This is a genomic window from Komagataeibacter sucrofermentans DSM 15973 (genome assembly GCF_040581405.1).
Lineage (GTDB): Bacteria > Pseudomonadota > Alphaproteobacteria > Acetobacterales > Acetobacteraceae > Komagataeibacter > Komagataeibacter sucrofermentans.
The window spans coordinates 2,423,895-2,443,875 of the sequence record NZ_CP137157.1 but is presented as its reverse complement, the minus strand read 5'-3'; the positions used below and the strand labels follow the sequence as shown (position 1 = coordinate 2,443,875).

At 64.3% G+C, this 19,981-nt stretch carries 19 protein-coding genes; 11 read left to right on the top strand and 8 right to left on the bottom strand.

Going from position 1 to position 19,981, the window contains the following annotated elements; all coding sequences use genetic code 11:
- Positions 1–34 precede the first annotated feature (34 nt).
- On the bottom strand, positions 35–2,971 hold the full coding sequence (locus R5N89_RS11550) for a ribonuclease E/G (RefSeq protein ID WP_110569438.1): 2,937 nt from the start codon (positions 2,969–2,971) through the stop codon (positions 35–37).
- A 467-nt stretch (positions 2,972–3,438) separates the two neighbouring features.
- On the opposite strand from R5N89_RS11550, the gene R5N89_RS11545 reads away from it, so the two are divergent.
- The 3 genes from R5N89_RS11545 to R5N89_RS11535 all read left to right on the top strand — a co-directional run bounded on the left by R5N89_RS11545 (position 3,439) and on the right by R5N89_RS11535 (position 6,452).
- Entirely contained in the window at positions 3,439–3,597 is a 159-nt protein-coding gene (locus R5N89_RS11545; protein ID WP_244192206.1) for a hypothetical protein, read from the top strand.
- Positions 3,598–3,638: 41 nt separating this feature from the next.
- The gene (locus R5N89_RS11540; protein ID WP_110569437.1) at positions 3,639–4,565 is read left to right on the top strand and encodes an N-acetylmuramoyl-L-alanine amidase; all 927 of its coding nucleotides are present in this window, start codon (positions 3,639–3,641) and stop codon (positions 4,563–4,565) included.
- Between the two features lie 312 nt (positions 4,566–4,877).
- Positions 4,878–6,452: a 2-isopropylmalate synthase gene (locus tag R5N89_RS11535; protein WP_110569436.1), complete on the top strand. Its 1,575-nt coding sequence runs from the start codon at positions 4,878–4,880 to the stop codon at positions 6,450–6,452.
- Positions 6,453–6,610: 158 nt separating this feature from the next.
- Here the strand turns inward: R5N89_RS11535 and R5N89_RS11530 are convergent, their stop codons facing one another.
- Entirely contained in the window at positions 6,611–7,171 is a 561-nt protein-coding gene (locus R5N89_RS11530) for a YMGG-like glycine zipper-containing protein (RefSeq protein ID WP_110569435.1), read from the bottom strand.
- Between the two features lie 312 nt (positions 7,172–7,483).
- Here R5N89_RS11530 and R5N89_RS11525 point away from each other — a divergent pair, with 312 nt between their 5' ends.
- The 6 genes from R5N89_RS11525 (at position 7,484) to R5N89_RS11500 (ending at position 13,689) form a co-directional block, all read left to right on the top strand.
- The gene (locus R5N89_RS11525; protein WP_110569434.1) at positions 7,484–8,530 is read left to right on the top strand and encodes a rod shape-determining protein; all 1,047 of its coding nucleotides are present in this window, start codon (positions 7,484–7,486) and stop codon (positions 8,528–8,530) included.
- Positions 8,531–8,671: 141 nt separating this feature from the next.
- Entirely contained in the window at positions 8,672–9,574 is a 903-nt protein-coding gene (gene mreC, locus R5N89_RS11520) for a rod shape-determining protein MreC (protein WP_110569433.1), read from the top strand.
- Complete coding sequence (locus R5N89_RS11515) at positions 9,571–10,137, top strand: rod shape-determining protein (RefSeq protein ID WP_110569432.1); 567 nt, start codon at positions 9,571–9,573, stop codon at positions 10,135–10,137. The genes mreC and R5N89_RS11515 overlap by 4 nt, the downstream gene beginning before the upstream one ends.
- Before the next feature lie 34 nt (positions 10,138–10,171).
- Complete coding sequence (gene mrdA, locus R5N89_RS11510; RefSeq protein ID WP_110569431.1) at positions 10,172–12,091, top strand: penicillin-binding protein 2; 1,920 nt, start codon at positions 10,172–10,174, stop codon at positions 12,089–12,091.
- Positions 12,092–12,139: 48 nt separating this feature from the next.
- On the top strand, positions 12,140–13,297 hold the full coding sequence (gene rodA / locus R5N89_RS11505; protein WP_110569430.1) for a rod shape-determining protein RodA: 1,158 nt from the start codon (positions 12,140–12,142) through the stop codon (positions 13,295–13,297).
- Positions 13,297–13,689, top strand: a complete 393-nt coding sequence (locus tag R5N89_RS11500) for a DUF3293 domain-containing protein (RefSeq protein WP_110569429.1) — start codon at positions 13,297–13,299, stop codon at positions 13,687–13,689. Before rodA ends, R5N89_RS11500 begins: the two co-directional genes overlap by 1 nt.
- Before the next feature lie 90 nt (positions 13,690–13,779).
- On the opposite strand, the gene glyS is transcribed toward R5N89_RS11500, so the two are convergent.
- Both glyS and R5N89_RS11490 read right to left on the bottom strand, forming a co-directional pair.
- Entirely contained in the window at positions 13,780–15,840 is a 2,061-nt protein-coding gene (gene glyS, locus R5N89_RS11495) for a glycine--tRNA ligase subunit beta (protein ID WP_110569428.1), read from the bottom strand.
- 6 nt (positions 15,841–15,846) lie between these two features.
- Complete coding sequence (locus R5N89_RS11490) at positions 15,847–16,737, bottom strand: glycine--tRNA ligase subunit alpha (RefSeq protein ID WP_061274502.1); 891 nt, start codon at positions 16,735–16,737, stop codon at positions 15,847–15,849.
- A gap of 210 nt (positions 16,738–16,947) precedes the next feature.
- Here R5N89_RS11490 and R5N89_RS11485 point away from each other — a divergent pair, with 210 nt between their 5' ends.
- A complete protein-coding gene (locus tag R5N89_RS11485; RefSeq protein ID WP_110569427.1) occupies positions 16,948–17,721 on the top strand; it encodes a DUF2076 domain-containing protein in 774 nt (257 codons plus the stop codon).
- A gap of 194 nt (positions 17,722–17,915) precedes the next feature.
- Here R5N89_RS11485 and R5N89_RS11480 read toward each other — a convergent pair whose 3' ends face one another.
- From R5N89_RS11480 to R5N89_RS11465, 4 genes are all read right to left on the bottom strand, one after another.
- Positions 17,916–18,044: a hypothetical protein gene (locus R5N89_RS11480; RefSeq protein WP_265001360.1), complete on the bottom strand. Its 129-nt coding sequence runs from the start codon at positions 18,042–18,044 to the stop codon at positions 17,916–17,918.
- Positions 18,045–18,270: 226 nt separating this feature from the next.
- A complete protein-coding gene (locus tag R5N89_RS11475) occupies positions 18,271–18,525 on the bottom strand; it encodes a hypothetical protein (RefSeq protein WP_146220216.1) in 255 nt (84 codons plus the stop codon).
- A 6-nt stretch (positions 18,526–18,531) separates the two neighbouring features.
- Positions 18,532–18,957 (bottom strand): hypothetical protein, encoded by a 426-nt coding sequence (locus R5N89_RS11470; protein WP_110569424.1) that lies wholly within the window; start codon positions 18,955–18,957, stop codon positions 18,532–18,534.
- A complete protein-coding gene (locus R5N89_RS11465; RefSeq protein WP_146220215.1) occupies positions 18,954–19,325 on the bottom strand; it encodes a hypothetical protein in 372 nt (123 codons plus the stop codon). Before R5N89_RS11465 ends, R5N89_RS11470 begins: the two co-directional genes overlap by 4 nt.
- Between R5N89_RS11465 and alkB the strand changes: the two genes are divergently transcribed.
- Complete coding sequence (alkB, locus tag R5N89_RS11460; protein WP_110569423.1) at positions 19,324–19,980, top strand: DNA oxidative demethylase AlkB; 657 nt, start codon at positions 19,324–19,326, stop codon at positions 19,978–19,980. The two genes, R5N89_RS11465 and alkB, sit on opposite strands and share 2 nt — an antisense overlap.
- Position 19,981: the final 1 nt, after the last annotated feature.

Here is a 19,981-nt window from a genome sequence, read left to right as displayed (position 1 = left end):
AGGTTTTTTTACTGTTCAGCCAGTTACGCTGTAATCAGCGCTTCCACCAGCCCGTGCGGCGACGGGGGGCTGCTTCCGCCTCGGTCGTTGCGGCAGGTTCTGCCGCTTCGTCCGTAGCCGGTTCTGCTGCCGCGTCTTCCGCCTTCTTGCGGCGGCGCGTGCGGGTGGCCGTGGCCGTCGTTGTGGTGGCGGCCTTGCGGGTGGTGGCACGCTTGCGCGGCGCGGGCTTGGCCGGTGCGGCTTCCGCCGTCTCGGCTACCGCTTCCGCCGGGGCCTCTGCTGCCTCGGTGGCGGCAGGCTCGGCCTTCTTGCGGCGTGCCGGGGCACGGCGGCGCTTGGGGGCCTCTTCCGCCGCCGGGGCTTCGGCTTCCGCTGTCACGGGTGCTTCAGCCGTGGCCTCGGTGGCTTCATCCGCCTTGGCAGCCGTCTTGCGGGTGGAGCGGCGGCGCGTGGTGGCCGTCGTCGTGCCCGTGCTCCGGCTTGCCGCACGCTTGCGCGCGGGTTTGGCGGGTGCGGCGTCCTCGGCAGGGGCCGTTTCTTCCACAACCTCGGGCGCTGCCTCGACCGGCGTTTCTTCCGGCGTCCTGGCGGCCTTGGTGCGGCTGCTGGCGCGGCGCGAGGTGGTGGCCGAGCTGGCGCGGCGGCGGCGCGGCCTGGGCGCTTCCTCCACGGGTTCCGCCACGGCTTCCACAACTACCGGCTCGGCAGGGGCGGCTTCGGCTTCCACCACCACGGCTTCGGCGACCGGCGCGCTCACTTCGGCTTTCGCCTCGGCCGGGGCCTCGGTGGTGGCTTCCGTTTCCACCGGCGTGCGGCGGCGCGTGCGGCGACGACGACGCGGCTTGGGCGCTTCCTCTTCTTCCGCGACCGCGACCGCGATGACCGCGGGCTCGGCTTCCACAACCTCTTCCACGATCTCGGCAGGCGCCGTGGTCTGCTCGATCACGTCAAAGATGTCGATGATCGGGTCGCCATACGGGTCAGCCGGGGTGGGGCCGCGATAGACTTCACGCGGCGCGGGCGCGGGTGCCGGTTCCTCGGCTGCAGGCTGCTGCGGCGTATCGGTCGTCTGCTCGGGCGTGGTGGCGCCTGAGCCACGACGACGACGACGGCGGCGGCGACGGCGATGGTCGGTGCCCGATGCGATATCCTCGTCCTCTTCCGTGCTGGCCGGGGCTTCCGGGGTCGCCTCGGCTACCGGCGGCTCGGCCTGGATCTGGATCTCGCGCACATGGCTGCTTTCGGCCGGGGCGTGCGCGATGGCGGCAGGGGCCTCGAAGCGGGCCGTCTGCTGGCGCACGCGCTCGATCTTGCACTCGGGCGGCTGCAGCGTGGCATCGGGTGCGAACACGACCTGCATCTTGTGCCGCGTCTCGATTTCCGAAAGCCAGGTGCGCTTGTTGTTGAGGATGTAGAAGGCGACCTCGGGTGCCACCTGCACGGTGATTTCCGCGGCCTTGCGCTGCATGCCCTCGTCCTCGATCGCGCGCAGCACGTGCAGCGACGAGCTTTCGATCCCGCGCACGATGCCGGTGCCCTGGCAGTGCGGGCAGGGCATGAAGGCGGATTCGGCAATGGAGGGGCGCAGGCGCTGGCGCGACATTTCCAGCAGGCCGAAATGCGAGATCTGGCCCACCTGGATGCGCGCGCGGTCGGTGCGCAGGGCATCCTTGAGCTTGCGCTCGACCATGCCGTTATGCTTGCGGCTTTCCATGTCGATGAAGTCGATCACGATCAGACCGGCCAGATCACGCAGGCGCAGCTGGCGGGCGACTTCCTCGGCGGCTTCGAGGTTGGTGCGCAGCGCCGTTTCCTCGATGTTGCGCTCACGCGTGGCGCGGCCCGAGTTCACGTCGATCGCAACCAGCGCCTCGGTCTGGTTGATGACCAGATAGCCACCCGACTTGAGCTGCACGGAAGGCGAGAGCATGGAATCGAGCAGCCCCTCCACCTTGTAGTGCGAGAACAGGGTCTGCTCGTGGTCCTGCCACAGGCGCACCTTCTGCGCGTTCTGGGGCATGAGCATGCGCATGAACTCGCGCGCCGACTTCCAGCCCGGCTCGCCATCGATCAGGATCTCGCCTACCTCGCGCGTGTAGATATCGCGGATGGCGCGCTTGATCAGGCTCGCTTCCTCATAGATCAGGGCGGGGGCGACGGATTCGAGCGTGTGCTGGCGGATGTCATCCCACAGGCGCAGCAGGTATTCGCAGTCGCGCATGATCTCGGCGCGCGGGCGCTGGGCGCCGGCGGTGCGCACGATCATGGCCATGCCGCGCGGAATCGACAGCTCGGTGATGATGTCGCGCAGGCGGCGGCGGTCGGCCACCGAGGTGATCTTGCGCGAAACACCGCCCCCGCGCAGCGAGTTGGGCATGAGCACGCAGTAGCGCCCGGCAAGCGACACGTAGGTGGTCAGGGCCGCGCCCTTGTTGCCGCGCTCTTCCTTGACCACCTGCACGAGCAGGATCTGGCGGCGGCGGATGACTTCCTGAATCTTGTAGTTGCGCAGGAAGCGGGCGATGCGGCGCTGGGCCTGGGCTTCATCGCCGGTATCGTTCTCGCCGCCCACGGTTTCGGGCTCGTCGCCTTCCTCGCCCGCGGGGGTTTCGGCTTCGTCCTCGGCGCGGGGGGCGTCCTCTTCCTCGTCATCACGTGCGCGGCGTTCTTCTTCCGCGCGGCGTTCCTCTTCCTGCAGCGCGAGCAGCTTTTCGCGGTCGGCTACGGGGATCTGGTAATAATCGGGGTGGATTTCGCTGAAGGCGAGAAAGCCGTGGCGGTTGCCGCCATAATCCACGAACGCAGCCTGAAGGCTGGGTTCTACACGGATAACCTTGGCGAGGTAGATGTTGCCCTTGAGCTGCTTCTTGGAAGCGGCTTCGACATCATAATCCTCAAGGTGGTTACCATCCATCACGACCACGCGGGTTTCTTCCGCGTGGGTCGTGTCGATCAGCATGCGTTTGCTCATAAATAGGCGCACTCCGGTGTGTCACGCTCCGGCATCCGGGCTGCGCGCGAGTCGTGGCGGCAGGAAGGGCGGGGGAGCGGACAAAAGCATGATTGAAAAAGCCGTGACTGAAACCGGACGGGAGACCACCGCGCCCTGCGCGGGCGGACAGGCCATGCGCCACGACCGGATGCGGCATGCGTGTGCCGCCCGTATTCGCGCATGGTGTCATCGCATATGCGGAAAAGGTCCGCGTGGTGTCCAATCCATCCTCGGTTTTGGCTGGGGAGGGCGCGGCCCGGCCTGATTGCCGGGGCGGAACCTTCCGTATCGACTGGTATGCCATCCGGTTTCCTGTCGATGGGGAACACCGGCGCGGCTGCCTCAGGTCGTGCGTGGCATGTGCCCCCACGCCGTAACGTGGCCGGTAAGAATACCGGTAAGCGCATGTCGCGCATGCATGATGCATGCCGGATGGAGTTTAAGTCATGCCTGCTGGCATCTCGCCCTATCAGGCATGCCAGCAGGGCAGCCAGACCGGGCGCGGTCCATCACGGCTGGGCAGCATGACGCAATGCGGCCCTTCCTGCAAGGGGCTTGCGTTTATCCCGCTGACGAAGGGCGTGGATGGTGGTAAGGAAAATTAAAGACACACGACCCCGCAACCGCCTTGACCGGAACCCGATGCATGACCACTGGCTGGCCTGATGGAAACAAGGCGGCCCTGACAGCGCGCAGGCCTGAACCCGTGCTGCCGCGCCGCGCTGTTGTGGCGGGGCTGGGCGTGCTGCTGCCCGGCAGCGCGCTGGCGCGGGTGGCGCCCCATGTGCCCGCCCACGTGCATGCGGCCGCCGCCGCCCATCACGCCGCGCACCCGCTGCACGCGCCCGCCATCGTGGGGCGCGCCACGCCGCCCAGGCCGCTGATCATGCTCGACCCCGGCCATGGCGGAAAGGACCCGGGCGCCATCGGCATTTCCGGCACGTATGAAAAACATGTGGCTGAAGCGGCCGCCAGCGAATTGCAGCGCCAGCTTGAGGCCAGTGGCCGCTACCGCGTGGCCATGACGCGCGCCGATGACCGCTTCATCCCGCTCGAGGGCAGGGTGGACATCGCGCACAGCCACAAGGCCTCGCTGTTCATTTCCATGCATGCCGATGCGCTGACCAACCGCGCCGTGCGCGGGGCCAGTGTCTATACGCTGTCGTCCAGGGCATCGGACCGGCAGACGGCCATGCTGGCGCGCACCGAGAACAGCGCCGACCGCTATGGCGGCCCGCACGTGCACGCGGATTCGCCCGAGGTGCAGGAAATCCTCGCAAGCCTCGTGACCGAGGAAACCCGCCACGGCGCCGCCCACATGGCCAGCAGCATCGTTACCTCGTTTCGTCCGCGCATAGGCCTGTTGCAGCACCCTTCGCGCCATGCCTCCTTCGTGGTGCTCAAATCGGCCGATATTCCCTCCGTGCTCGTGGAGATGGGCTTCATGTCAAACCACATGGATGAAGCGGCCCTGAGGCAGGCCGCCCACCGCATGGTGGTGGCAGGGGCCATGGTGCAGGCCATCGACCGTTATTTCGCCACCGACAGCATGGTGACCCACGCCACGGGCTGAGGGGGGAGCCGGGGTGCGCTTTTACGGTTGCAATCAGGGTTCGGGGCTGTATTGTGCCCGGCATGGTAACGATAGCGCACATTGCTGGGGCTGGAACGGGCGCATGCGCGCACCTGTCCGCGCGCGCATGTGCCGGTGCCGGGCTTCTTCGTCTTCGACTTATCCGCCCCTGAGCGATCAGGGCCGGCCGCGTGCCGGTGCGCCCAGGGGATTGATCAGGCCGGTTCATGCCGGTTTGCGAACACGAATGACAGGGGCACGCAGCCGTGCCACCTCCCGCCACACAACAGGACCAAGTCCAAGGTTATTACCATGAGCATCGACCATCCCTCCTTTGGCCGCATCGACGCCAACCGCGTCATCATTTTCGATACAACGCTGCGTGATGGCGAGCAGTCGCCCGGTTTTTCCATGAACCTCGCCGAGAAGCTGCGCATGGCCGAAGCGCTTGAGGAACTGGGCGTGGACGTGATGGAGGCGGGCTTTCCCGTGGCCTCCAGGGGTGATTTCGACAGCGTTCACCAGATTGCCCAGAAGGTGAAGAACACCGTGGTGTGCGCGCTCGCACGCAGCGGCGGCAAGAACGACATTGCCAGCGCGGGCGAGGCGATCAAGCCAGCAAAGCGCGGGCGCATCCACAACTTCATCTCCACCTCGCCGCTGCACATGAAGTACAAGCTGCGCATGGAGCCCGAAACGGTGCTGGAAGTGATCGAGGCGGGCAACCGCGCCGCCCGCCAGTTCACCGATGATGTGGAATGGTCCGCCGAGGATGGCTCGCGCACCGAGCCCGACTTCCTGTGCCGCTGTGTCGAGACCGCCATCCGCGCGGGTGCGACCACCATCAACATCCCCGACACGGTGGGCTATTCCACGCCCGAGGACATGGCCCGCATCTTCGCTGACCTGCGCGCCCGCGTGCCGGGGGCTGATGGCGTCATCTTCTCCACCCACAACCATAATGACCTGGGCCTGGGGGTTGCCAACACCATCGCGGCGCTGAAGGCTGGCGCGCGGCAGGTGGAATGCACCATCAACGGTATTGGCGAGCGCGCGGGCAATGCGGCGCTGGAGGAAATCATCATGGTGCTGCGCACGCGCCATGACGTGCTGCCCTTTACGACCGGCATCCACACCGAGCGCCTGCTGCGCACCTCGCGCATGCTGGCCACCATCACGGGCTTTGACGTGCAGCCCAACAAGGCCATCGTGGGCCGTAACGCATTTGCGCATGAAAGCGGCATCCATCAGGATGGCATCCTGAAGAACGCCGCCACCTACGAGATCATGACGCCGGAAAGCGTGGGCTGGACCCGTTCCTCGCTGGTGCTGGGCAAGCATTCGGGGCGCGCGGCCTTCCGCGACAAGCTCAAGGCGATGGGCTACGACAAGCTGGAAGAAGAGCAGTTCAACGAGGCGTTCTCGCGCTTCAAGGATCTGGCCGACCGCAAGAAGGTCATCTACGACGAGGATCTGGTCGCACTGGTTGATGATGAAGTGCGCGACCATGCCCGCATCCGCTTCATCTCGCTCGATGTAACCGCAGGCTCGCGCCGCCCCGCCACCGCCGATCTGGTGCTGGAAGTCGATGGCGCGCGCCGCGAAGGCCATGCGGAAGGGCAGGGACCGGTCGATGCCGCGTTCAATGCCATCCGTGCCATCGTGCCGCATGATGCGACGCTGCAACTGTATTCCGTCGGCGCCGTGACCGAGGGCAGCGATGCGCAGGCCCGCACCTCCGTGCGGCTGGAGGAAGATGGCAAGCTGGTCGATGGCCAGGGCGCTGATGCCGATACGCTGGTCTCGGCCGTGCGCGCCTACGTGCATGCGCTCAACAAGCTGCTGGTCAAGCGTGACCGGGCCGAGCCTGCCGCGCTCGAAGCCTGAGTGAAGAACAGTTGTTGGTGAAGCTTTTTTCAAAAAGCTTCGAAAGGCGCGGCTTTTTTAAAGAAAAGTCGCGCCCGGAAACATTCGTCGCAGATCGCTGATACTGCCACACCGCCCTGCCGTGTCCTGTCACGGCGGGGCGGTGTGTCATGGGGCTTTCAGTAGCCGCCTTCGCCTTCGTAACCCTGCGCGTCGCCGCCTTCCTGCCCGTAGCCATAGGGCTGGGCATAGCCACCCTGCTGCTGGCCGTAATAGCCGCTCTGGTCATATCCCCCCTGGCTGTATCCGCTCTGGCCATACCCGCCTTGACCATACCCGCCCTGCCGGGGGTAGCTGGGGGTGGCGTAGCCGCGCTGGCTACCGTAGCCATAACCTCCGCGCTGGGCCTCGGGGCAGCTCTGCGGCCCATAGCCCGGCGGCAGTACGCGGCCCCCCGCGCACACGGTGGATGGGGCCTCGCCACGCGGGCGGTTGCGCGGCGTGGTGGCGGCGCCGATGGCAGCGCCCCCCGCAGCACCCGCCAGCGCGCCAATCGCGGCGCCCTGCCCGCCGCCCGCCAGCCCGCCGATCAGCGCGCCGCCGCCCGCGCCAAGCAGCCCGCCGCCAATGGCGCGCTGGCCGGGGTCGCGCGTGTCCTCGCATGCGCCAAGGCCGAGGCACAGTGTCGCCGCAAGCAGCAGCGCCGGGCGAGGGGTCATGCGGGGCGATGAAGTCTTCATGTAGGTTTTTCCGCTCCTGTTGACGGGCGATGCCATGATGGCCCGCTTTACCGCCTGGTACAGGATATAGATGAAGCGGCAATGGTGGTTTGGCCATGACCAAAGCGGAGCAATTTGTAACAATCCGCCCGGGTGTGAAGATTTTAATAAATTAAAACCCACTCGCCTCTTGCCCCTGCCTGCGTGCGCCGGTAATCCCTCGACCTTACCCAGACGGTTTTCGACGTGACGCAGGTATGCCATGAGGGCATGCGGTGCCGCCGGTCGGGAGATGGGACAGTCCTGTCTGGTGGTTGTTGTCGGGAGTTCTGGATGTTTGCTCGTGTACTGGGTCTGCTTTCCGCTGACATGGCGATCGACCTCGGCACGGCGAATACGCTGGTTTACGTAAAGGGGCGTGGCATCGTCCTGAACGAACCTTCGGTCGTCGCGCTGGCAGAGGTACGGGGCAAGAAGCAGGTGCTTGCGGTAGGCGAGGAAGCCAAGCAGATGGTTGGCCGCACGCCCGGCAACATCACGGCCATCCGCCCGCTGCGCGATGGCGTGATCGCGGACTTCGAGGTGGCGGAGGAAATGATCAAGCATTTCATCCGCAAGGTCCATAACCGCCGCATGTTCGCAAGCCCGCTGATTATCGTGTGCGTGCCGTCGGGCTCCACCGCCGTCGAGCGTCGCGCCATTCAGGAAAGCGCCGAAAGTGCGGGCGCCCGCAAGGTGTTCCTGATCGAGGAACCCATGGCGGCGGCCATCGGCGCGGGCCTGCCGGTCACCGAGCCTTCGGGCAGCATGATCGTCGATATCGGCGGTGGCACGACGGAAGTGGCCGTCATCTCGCTTGGTGGCATCGTGTATGCCCGCTCGGTGCGGGTGGGCGGCGACAAGATGGATGAGGCGATCATCTCCTACATCCGCCGCAATCATAATCTTCTGATTGGTGAAAGCTCGGCCGAGCAGATCAAGATCCATCTCGGCTCGGCCATGCCGCCGGATGACCCGAATGATCCCGGCCCGTGGCGCGAGGTCAAGGGGCGCGACCTGATCAATGGCGTACCGCGCGAGGTTGTTGTCTCGCAGGCGCAGATTGCCGAGAGCCTGGCCGAACCCGTCAGCCAGATTCTTGACGCGGTGACCACGGCGCTTGAAAATACCCCGCCCGAGCTTGCGGCCGATATCGTGGACAAGGGCATTGTCCTGACCGGTGGCGGCGCGCTGCTTTACCGGCTCGATGAAGTGCTGCGGCGTGAAACCGGCCTGCCGGTTACGGTGGGCGAGGATGCGCTGTCCTGCGTGGCCATGGGCACGGGGCGCGCGCTTGAGGAAATGAAGCGCCTGCGCAATGTACTGACAAGCATGTACTAACGTACGGCCGCCGCCCACGGCGCAAGGCAGGGCGGCGTGCCGAGGGGGGAGACGCAGGACGATGCAGGTCCGGCGACCAGGCAGAAGTGAACGATCCGACCGGCACGGCGCAGCAGGTGCTGCGCGTGGGAAGCGTGCGTGATGCCTGTCTCCATCCAGTTCCGCCAGGCATTGGGCAAGCTTGTGCTGCCCGCCCTCATTCTCGTGGCCTGTGGCGTCATCCTGCTTGGCAAGGCCGATCGTGGCCTGATCGAAAAACTGCGCATGAACACCGCCGACCTGCTCGCCCCCGCCTATGGGCTGGTGGCCTGGCCGCAGGAAAAGCTGCGCTGGGTGTCGGGGAACCTGCAGGATATCCGCAACCTCGAGGCCGAGAACATCCGCCTGCGCGCAGAGAACGTGTCGCTGCGCCACTGGTACGACGTGGCCGCCGCACTGGCTGATGAAAACGCGACGCTGAAGGCCAACCTGCACTGGATTCCCGATAACGCGCCCACCTTCGTCAGCGGGCGGGTGGTGCGTGATACCAGCGGGCTGTATGCACGCGCGGTGCTGCTGGCGCTGAACCCCGATACGGCGGTGCGCAAGGGCGGCATCGCCCTTGATGGCGCGGGGCTGGTCGGGCGCGTGACCGAGGTGGGGCGGCGCTCGGCGCGCGTGCTGCTCATTACCGATTCGTCAAGCCGCCTGCCGGTCACGCTGGAATCAAGCCATGCGGCGGCCATCATGGCGGGTGACAGTTCAGCCCTGCCGCGCATCATCTTTTACCCGCAGGACAATGTGCCGATCGAGGGCGAGCGTGTCGTGACCAATGGCGAGATCGAGAGCCTGCCCGCCGGCCTGCCGGTGGGGCATGTGCATTACCTGCGCCCCGGCCAGCCGGTGGTGGTGCCTGCCGCCGACCTCGATCATGTCGATATGCTGCGCGTGTTCGATTATGAGGACAGCGTGGTGCCGCCCGATGCGCCGGGCCGCGTGCCCCTGCCTGCAACCGGCGGCGCCATGCCCCTGCCCGCGCACCCCGATCAGGGCCTGCACGGATGAAAACCTTCACTCCACCCCCGATCCGCCCCGGCATCCAGCCACGTTCTGGGCTGGGCTACCGGATCGACCATGGCGTGCGCAGCAGCGTGCCGTTCCTGTTCGTGTTCTTTGCAACACTGGTGCTCTCGGCGCCGCTCAACCTGCCCGGTCAGGTCGAGCTCATGCCCGCCATCATCATGGCCACCATTTTCCTGTGGTCGGTGTTCGCGCCGGTGCTCATGCCCTCGCTTGCGGTGTTCGTGCTGGGCATATGGGCCGATATCCTGAGTTTTGGCCCCGCAGGGGTGATGCTGCTCATGATGCTGATCGTGCATGGCGTGGCCCTGTCGGGGCGTTATACGCTGGCGCGGGTTAATTTTTTTATTCTCTGGCTTGTGTTTGGCGTGGTGATGGTGGGCGTTACGGCGCTACAATGGGTGCTGTGCTGCGCGCTTGCGCTGCATATCGTGGAGTTCCTGCCCTTTGTGTTCGAGACAGTCCTGGCCTTTGGCAGTTTCCCTGTCCTGTATACGGGGTTTGTCTGGACCTACCGTTTTGTCGTCAATAACGCGGACCGCGCCTGAAGCCGGCGTAACGGCCTGCGTGCCGGATGAGTAAATGAAGTTACGCAAGAAGAAATCCGGCAACCGGCTCATGTCGCGCCCGGAGGAGGGCAAGAATCCCTCCCGTGGCGTCTTTACCCGTCGCGCCCTGCTGCTCATGGCAGCCCAGGGCGCGGTGCTCGGGGCATTGGGTGAACGTCTGTACGGCCTTCAGGTTCTCAACGGCAGTCATTATGCGAAGCTTGCGGAAAACAACCGCCTGAGCAAACGCTTCTTCGCCCCGCCGCGCGGGCGTATTACCGACCGGTTCGGCATCTCGGTTGCGGCCAACCGCATCAACTGGCGCGCCCTGCTGCTGGCCGAGGAAACCAGCGACATCAACGGCACGCTCGAGCGTTTTGCCCAACTCGTGCCGCTCGAGCCGCGCGACAGCGTGCGCATCGAGCATGAATTGCGCCACAAGCGGCGGTTCATTCCCATCATGCTGCGTGATTTCCTGTCATGGGATGACATGGCGCGGCTGGAACTCAACATGCCCTCGCTGCCGGGCGTGCTGATCGATGTGGGCACCACGCGCGTCTATCCCTTCGGCCCGCTCATGGCGCATGTGGTGGGTTATGTCGCCCCACCGGCTGAAAAGGACGTGGTGCACAATGCCGAACTCGCCCTGCCGGGCATGCGCGTGGGGCGCTCGGGCATCGAGCAGACACAGGACCTGAACCTGCGCGGGCAGGTGGGTTCGGTCGAGATGGAGGTCAACGCGGTGGGCCGCGTAATGGCCGAACTCGACCGTGACTCCGGCCTCGCGGGTGACGAGATCGCGCTCACCATTGATAGCGGCCTGCAGCAGCAGGTGCTTGGCCGCATTGGCGACCAGTCGGCCAGCGCGGTGGTGATGGACTGCCGCAACGGCGAGGTGCTGGCCATGGTCAGCAACCCCTCCTTCGACCCCTCGCTGTTCGATAGTGGCGTGAGCCAGGCGCAGTGGATCGAGTGGACCAACAACAGCCAGACCCCGCTCATCAACAAGGCGGTGTCGGGGCTGTATCCGCCCGGTTCCACCTTCAAGCCCGCCGTGGCCATGGCTGCACTCCGCGCGGGCACGCTTTCCCCCTCCGACCGCATTACCTGCCCCGGCTATATCGATGTGGGCGGCACGCGCTTTCACTGCTGGTCGCGCTACGGGCATGGCACGATCAACCTGCGGCAGGGGCTGAAATATTCGTGCGACGTGTTCTTCTATGAAGTCGCGCGCCGCACCGGCATGGACCCGATCGCCGCCACGTCCGAACTGTTTGGCCTTGGCGCCAAGCTGCCCGAGATCGAACTGCCGCATGTGCGCCAGGGGCTGATCCCCACGCCCACATGGCGCCGCGCGCATGGCCACCACTGGAATGGCGGCGACACCATTGTCAGCGGCATCGGGCAGGGTTTCGTGCAGGTGACGCCGCTGCAGCTTGCCACCTATGCCTCGCGCATCGCCACGGGGCGCAACGTGCAGCCGCACCTGATCCGCTCGGTAGCGGGCCGCATGGCGGACCTGACCGACCTTGGCCGCGCGCCGGGCATGGACATGCCCGAGCACTTCTTTGAAGACATACGGGCGGGTATGTACGCCGTGGTGAACGAGGAAGGCGGCACCGCCCCCAAGGCGCGGCTGGACATTCCGGGCGTGCAGATGGCGGGCAAGACCGGCTCGGCGCAGGTGCGGCGTGTTTCGCGCGCCATGCGCGAGAGCGGGCACTTCAACTCCGCCAACCTGCCGTGGGAATACCGGCCCCATGCGCTGTTCATCTGTTTCGCGCCCTATGATGCCCCGCGTTACGCCACGGCGGTGGTGATCGAGCACGGCAATGCGGGTGCCGATGTCGCAGCCCCCCTTGCGCGTGATATCATGACCGATACCCTGCGCCGCGACCCGGTCAACCACCGCGAACCGCCGGGCCAGGAAGTGGCGCAGGCCGAGGTGGACTGATACGGGCCAAGTGCTCCCGCCATGCCCGCGCCTGTTGTGGAGAATGGAATGAAATTCCAGAAGCGCCTGCTGCGCGCCGAACCCAATTTTCAGATCCTGACCAAGCTGTGGCAGGTCAACTGGCTGTATGTGCTGCTGATCTGCGCGCTGGCGGTGATTGGCTACGGGGCGCTGTATTCGGCTGGCGGCGGCACGTCGCGGCCATTTGCCGGGCCGCAGTCCATCCGCTTCTGCTTCGGGCTGGTCATGATGCTGGGCATAGCATTGATGAGCCCGGCCATTCTGGTGCGCATGGCGTGGCCGCTCTACATCTTCTCGCTTTTCCTGCTGGTTGCGGTGCTGCGCATGGGGCATGTGGGCAAAGGGGCGGAGCGGTGGCTGATGCTGGGCGGCATGCAGGTCCAGCCCTCGGAATTGGCCAAGATCGCGCTGGTGCTCATGCTGGCCTCGTGGTTTCACAAGATCAGTTACCGCAGCATGGGCAACCCGCTCATGCTGGTGCCGCCTGCGCTCATGGTGCTGCTGCCGGTTGCCCTTGTGCTCAAGGAGCCGAACCTGGGCACCGCCGTCATTATCGGCACGGTGGGGGCGAGCATGTTCTTTGGCGCAGGCATGCGGCTGTGGCAGATCGCGTTGCTGGTGCTGCCCATGCCCTTTCTGGCCAAGATCGCCTACGGCCACCTGCATGATTACCAGAAGGCGCGGGTGACCACCTTCCTCCACCCCGAGAGCGACCCGCTCGGCGCGGGCTACAACATCATCCAGTCCAAGATCGCGCTGGGGTCGGGCGGCATGTGGGGGCAGGGCTACCTGCGGGGCACGCAGGGGCAGCTCAACTTCCTGCCTGAAAAGCAGACCGACTTCATCTTCACCATGATTGCGGAAGAATGGGGGTATGTGGGCGGCATTACCGTGATCGGCATGCTGCTGCTGCTGGTATTTGGCGGCATGCTGATCGCCATACGCAGCCGCAACCAGTTCGGGCGGCTGCTCGGACTGGGCATTTCCATGAACTTCTTCCTGTACTGCGCGGTCAACCTGTCCATGGTGATGGGGGCGATCCCGGTGGGGGGCGTGCCGCTGCCGCTCATCTCCTATGGCGGATCGGCCATGCTCATGGTCATGTTCGGCTTCGGGCTGCTCATGTCGGCATGGGTGCATCGCAATTCCACCTTTGGCGAGACCACGCCGGGGGAGAAGGACTGATGGCGGGCATCGTGCCGCCCACGCCTACCATTCATCGCTCCTATCGGCTCAGTACCTATCATGTGGCCGGCCTGCCGGTCATTCGCATTGGCCACAGGCCACGCTGGCAGGGCCGTGCGCCTGCGGGCGATATTGTTCTGCTCAGCGCGTGCAACCCCGGCGGCAGGCTGCGGCCCGATGGCTGGAACCGGCGCATGATGGCGCATCTTGCGCAATGCCTGGCAGGACTGCCCCATGCGTTGGGGGAAGGAAGGCTGGGACGGTGGTCCGAGCCACTTTATGGCGTGCGGGTGGGGCTGGCGCGCGGGTTGGGGCTTGCGCGGCGGTTCAGGCAGAATGCCGTGGTGGTTGTGCATGGCAACCGGCCCGCGCGGCTGGTTTATCTGGCCTGATACTGCAAACGGATAAAAAGCTTCAAAAAAAGAATGCCGCCTTTTTTGGAAAAAAGGCGGCATTCAAAAACTTCTGTTTTTTTAAGGTTTTCAGCCTTCGATCTGGCTGAAATCGGCAATCAGCACCGTCATGCGGCACAGTTCCGACAGCAGGCGCAGGCGGTTGGCGCGGATGGCGGGGTCGTTGTCGTTGACCGTCACCTTGTCAAAGAACTGGTCGAGTGCGGGGCGCAGGGCCGCAACATCACGCATGGCATCGGCGTAGCGTTCCTGCGCGGTTGCCTGCTCGACGGCGGGGATGGTTGTGGCCAGCTGATCGGCCAGCGCCTTTTCCTCCGTCTGGGCGTATAGCGCGGGGTTGGGCGTGCCTTCATGCGGGCCGTCCTTGCGGTCCTCGATGCGCAGGATATTGGCGGCACGCTTGGTGGCGGCGAGCATGTTGCGCCCGTCATCAGTTTCCAGCATGTCGGCAATGGCCTTGGCACGGGCCAGCAGGCGCACGATGTCGGTATCGGTATTACCTACCGATACGGCGGCCAGAATGTCATGCCGCGCGCCCTCGCCACGGAGCTGCACGCGCAGGCGGTCAGCCACGAATTCGGGCAGCACGTCCAGATCGGGTGCAAGGCGCAGGGCCTCGGGCAGGCCCTGTGCTGCTTCCCAGAACACCTTGGCCAGATCCAGCCGCAGCCCGTTTTCACGGATGATGCGGATGATGCCAAGGGCTGCCCGGCGTAGCGCATACGGATCGCCCGAGCCACCCGGCTTTTCACCCACGGCGAAGAAGGCCACCAGCATGTCGATCTTGTCGGCCAGCGCCACGGCAACCGCGACCGGAGCGGTCGGCACCGCATCCTGCGGGCCACGGGGCATGTAATGCGCGCCAATGGCATCGGCCACCGCAGCGGGCTCGCCATCGTGGCGGGCGTAATAGGCCCCCATGATGCCCTGCAGTTCGGGGAACTCGCCCACCATGCCGGTGGTCAGGTCCGCCTTGCACAAAAGGGCCGCGCGTTCAGCCTGCGCCTGATCGGCTCCGGTCATGCCCGCAAGAATGCCCGCCAGCCGCACGATGCGCTTGACCCGCTCGCCCTGGCTGCCAAGGCTTGCATGGAACACGATGCGGTCGAGTGCTGGCACGCGGCTTTCGAGCGAGGTGGCGCGATCGAGATCCCAGAAATGGCGGGCATCGGCAAAGCGGGCGCGCAGCACGCGCTCGTTGCCTGCAATGGTCAGCGCCCCGCCATCGCTGGGCAGCAGGTTGGCCACGAAGGCGAAGCGGGGTGCGGCCGAGCCATCCGAATTGCGCAGCGCGAAGTAGCGCTGGTTCACGCGCATGGAAACCTGCATCACCTCGGGCGGCAGGGTCATGAATTCATCATCGATCTGGCCAAGGAAGGGCACCGGCCATTCGGTCAGCCCTGCAACCTCGTCAATCAGGCCGGGATCGGCCACCACGTTCAGCCCTTCCTCGCCTGCAAGGCGGGCGACGCCTTCGGCAATCAGGGTGCGGCGGCGGGCGGCATCGGGCTCGACCTCGTGGGCGCGCAGGCCGTCCAGCCAGTCCTGCGTGCTGCTTACGGCAAAGGCGCCGGGCCTAGTGAAGCGGTGGCCTTCGGTCAGGTTGCCCGCCTTCAGGCCGTGGCCGTTATCCTCGCCTTCCGCCAGCGTGAAATCGACCACCCTGCCATCAAGCAGGCACACGATGCGGCGCAGCGGGCGCACCCATGTAAAGGCGCTGCCTTCGCCCCAGCGCATGGATTTGGGCCACGGGAAGCGGCGCAGCAGGCCGGGCAGCACATCGGCAATGCGGCTTGCGGCATCAACGGGCGGGATGTCGCGGTGCAGCACCCAGAAGCCGTTTTCGGCCACCAGTGCATCCTTTGTCACGCCATGCTTGCGCATGAAGCCGGCCAGCGCCTTTTCGGGCGCGCTTTCACGCGGGCCGCGTTCATTGACCGTGCTGCCGGGCACCGTGGCATCGACGGTGAGCGAGAGCGCAATGCGGCGCGGGCTGGCATAGGCCGTGGCCGCGCGGGGCTTGAGGGCGCTCAGCGCCTCGGTCACGAGGCGTTCGAGGTCGGAGGCCGCGCGCGCCTGCATGCGGGCCGGAATTTCCTCGGAGAAGAGTTCGATAAGCAGTTCGGGCATGATCTCTTATTCCTCGCCCGCCAGCCACGTTTCACAGCAGCGCCTGGCCAGGTTGCGCACGCGGCCGATATAGGCGGCGCGCTCGCTTACGCTGATCACGCCGCGCGCGTCGAGCAGGTTGAACAGGTGGCTGGCCTTGAGGCACTGGTCATAGGCGGGCTGGGCCAGGCCAGCCTCGGCCAGGGCAGTGGATTCTCGCTCGGCATCGATGAAGTGCCGGTGCAGCATCTCCACATCCGCCACCTCGAAGTTGTGGCGCGAATAGTCCTGCTCGGCGCGCAGGAACACATCGCCATATTTCAGGCCCTGGCCATTGAAATCGAGGTCATAGACATTCTCGATTCCCTGCACGTACATGGCCAGCCGTTCCAGCCCGTAGGTCAGCTCTGTCGAGGGCATGACGGTGGGAATGCCGCCAACCTGCTGGAAGTAGGTGAACTGCGTCACCTCCATGCCATCGCACCACACTTCCCACCCCAGGCCCCAGGCGCCGATGGTGGGGTTCTCCCAGTCATCTTCCACGAAGCGGATGTCGTGTTCGAGCGGGTCGATGCCGATGGCGCGGTAGCTGTCGAGCAGCAGCTTCTGGCTCTCCTCCGGCGTGGGCTTGAGCAGCACCTGATACTGGTAATAGTGCTGCAGGCGATTCGGGTTCTCGCCATAGCGGCCATCTGACGGGCGGCGGCAGGGCTGCACGTAGGCAGCCTTCCACGGCTTGGGGCCAAGCGCGCGCAGCGTGGTGTGCGGCGAGAGCGTGCCCGCGCCCACCTCCGTATCATAGGGCTGGAGGATGGCGCAGCCCTGATCGGACCAGAACTGGTGCAGCTTCAGGATAAGCCCCTGAAAGGACAGCGGGCGCGGTGAGGTGGGTGATCGGGGCACGGGGGCCGGGTCCATGAACGAGATGCTCCGGTAAACGGGTAGAGGTCTGCGCCATCTGGCGCAAAATCGCGCGACAGCATACCGTTATGCGGCCCCGACCGGAAGGTCGGGCGTGCCATACGCCAAAAGCGGCCCCGCATGGCGGCTTGGGGCCTTGCTTATTGCGCCCGCACGGACCACATCGGCAGGGATACGGTATTCCCAGCCCAAGGCAGGACAGACAGGATGAATGACCAGGAACGCGAACTGATTACACAGTTTTTTGCCCGCGTGGGGGGCAATGCCCCCGGCAGCGTGCCGCAGACGACAAATGCCCTCCCGCCGATCGACCCGCAGGCCGATCAGTATATCGGGCAGATGTTCCAGAAATATCCTGAAGCCCGCTACCGCATCACCCAGACCGCCGTGGTGCAGGAAGCGGCCCTTGCCGAGGCGCAGAACCGGATTCGCCAGTTGCAGTGGCAGCTCCAGCAGGCGCAGCAGCAGATCCAGCAGATGCAGCAGCAGGTGCCCCCGCAGCAGGCATCGGGCGGCGGCGGGTTCCTCAGCGGCATTTTTGGTGGCGGCCAGCGCGCGCAGCAGGCAGCGCCCCCGCCGGGCTGGGGTGGTGGGGCCGCACCTTCCAGCCCGCCGCCGCAGCCGGTCTACCCGCAGGGCATGCAGCCGGGCATGTTCCGCTCGGGTGGTTCGGGCTTTCTTGGCTCGGCCCTGACCACGGCGGCTGGCGTGGCCGGTGGCATGATGATGGGCAACGCGCTGACCGGCCTGTTCAGCGGGCACCATGATGATGGCGGCTTTGGCAGCGGCATGCCCCAGGGCGGCACGGGCGAGACCATCATCAACAACAACTACGGTGACAGCACGGCTGGTACCGGCGGCGCCGACCCGTTTGCCGGTGGCGGCACCACGGCGGATTCCGGTTTTGATGCCGGTGGTGGCGATGATGGCGGTGGTTTCGACGGTGGCGGGTTTGACGCGGGCGATGACAACAGCTTCTGATTGAGCGCTGTCTTGTTACGGGAAGGGGCATCCGGCGCGGGTGCCCCTTTTTTATGCGGATGTTTGCAAAAGAGCGCCATGGGGCGGGTCAGGAGAGGGTCTTGTGGCAGGCGGGCCCTGCCACTCCATGCGGTTATCGATGCGACAGGAAAAGTTGTCGCCCCCAGGTATCCGGCCGGGTTCGGTCCCGATCGTCAGGATGAGCCGCCACCAATGAGACCGGGTCGCACCTGGCACCAGTCTTCCCACGCGTTTTCCAGTGATATGTCATCGTAACCACGCCGCTCGCTTGCCAGATGGGCTACAGAATAGGGTACGGTCATGCAGACAGCGTTATCCCTTATGGATAACACGTCTTCTTTCGTAAGGGGGGATCCTTTTTCTTCTTCTTTACGCAAAAGCAGTAATATCAGGGCTGGTATGACAACCAGGACCGGTTGGCCTTTGTCAATTCCTGAAATTGTCATGATGATTTATCCCCCATCAATGCTGTAATCTATAGTTATTTTTATGCCGTTCTTGAAGTAACAGCCCATGGGGTCCATTTTTTCAGGCATGAGGCAGTGTCATCACGCCTCTGCTGAAATCCGGTTCTCCCCACAGGTGGCGGATTTCTGCGCGCGTCATGTCGATATTGATGCCAAGAGGCGGGTCGCCCCGATATATCTGGTAACCATGCCCCTCTGTTCTGCCTTCTATATCCTGAATTTCATCGCATCCGGGTTCAAAAATATCTTTTATGTCGTCAGGATTTTTGCCAACAAATCGAATGTATCTTTCATTTCTGTGTTTCCTTGAAAACATAAAATACTAATCAATACTTGCAATTGTGTATAAGATCGAATGTTCATCAAAATCATAAATTATACTAATTTTCATGGCATTTCTGACGTATTTATCGCTGGGTGGCACTGTGCCAAGGGCTGGCACTGTTACTGCGCCCCGACTGGAATCAGGTTTGCCGCATAATTGGTGGACTTCTGCGCGGCTCATGTCAAAGCGGAGGCCCAAAGGCAGTTCGCCACGATAAGCCTGGTAGCCATCTCCATAATTTTTGCTATGGAAGAAAATATTATCAATGATGCTTTTTCCGGATTCCTTGCATAGGCAAAATCCATCATTGCAGAATTCGTAATCAATGCGATCATCGAATTCTTCTATATTATCATATTTCTGCTCAGAGATGATTTTTATTTTATCAGGCGCCAATCCCAACAGATCAATTATATCTTTCATTTCCGGTTCCTATTGAAGATTTCACGCAATTCCCAAGAAAACAATCCTGCCCGGTTGATGCAGGCAGGGGGAGCATTTTTTGTCATGAGGGTGTGCGGCCACCCGGAATGATGATGGCACGGTGCGCCTTTTGAGGTGCGTGCCCATATTTTTCCTGAAGGGGCCTGAAGGTCTGATCCAGCATCCAGATGCCATTTGTTAAAAAAGGCGGCGCATGATAGCGCTTTAAAATCAAAGAAAGCTTTGAAGAACGTCGCTTTCTTGAAAAAAGACGGCACCAAGAAACTTTTATTATTTTTTATCAATGCGTTGTTTTCAAACAGTCTCTTAACGGTCCGTAGCAAGGCACAAGGGGAAAGACCGGGCATGGCGCAGCAGGAATTCATGCTCGACCCACCGCCTGCATCCGCGCCGAAGCATGAAGTGCTTGATGCCGGGGCCATGGTGTTGCGCGGCCATGCCGCGCCACAGGCGCAGGGGATGCTGGCGGGTATAAAACAGATTGCCCGGCTCTCCCCCTTCCGGCGCATGACAGTGGCGGGTGGTGGCTCCATGTCGGTCGCCATGACCTGCTGCGGGGCGGCAGGGTGGTGCAGCGATGCGCTGGGCCACCGTTATGAAACCCGGGACCCCATGACCGGCCAGCCCTGGCCAGTCTTGCCGCCCGCCTGGCGGGAGTGGGCCATCGCGGCGGCGCGGCTTGCGGGGCATGACGGGTTTGTGCCCGATACCTGCCTGATCAACGGCTACCGCCCCGGTGCGCGGATGGGGTTGCATCAGGATGATGATGAGCAGGCGGATGCGCCGGTTGTGTCCATCTCCTTCGGCCTGCCTGCCATCTTTCAATGGGGCGGGTTGCAGCGTGCGGACCCGGTCCGGCGCATTGCGTTGCTACATGGTGATGTCGTGGTGTGGGGCGGCCCGTCGCGGCATGTCTTTCACGGCATTGCGCCGCTGCGCGCAGGCCAGCACCCGGTTACGGGGCCGTGCCGTTACAACCTGACCTTCCGGCGGGTGTGGTAGG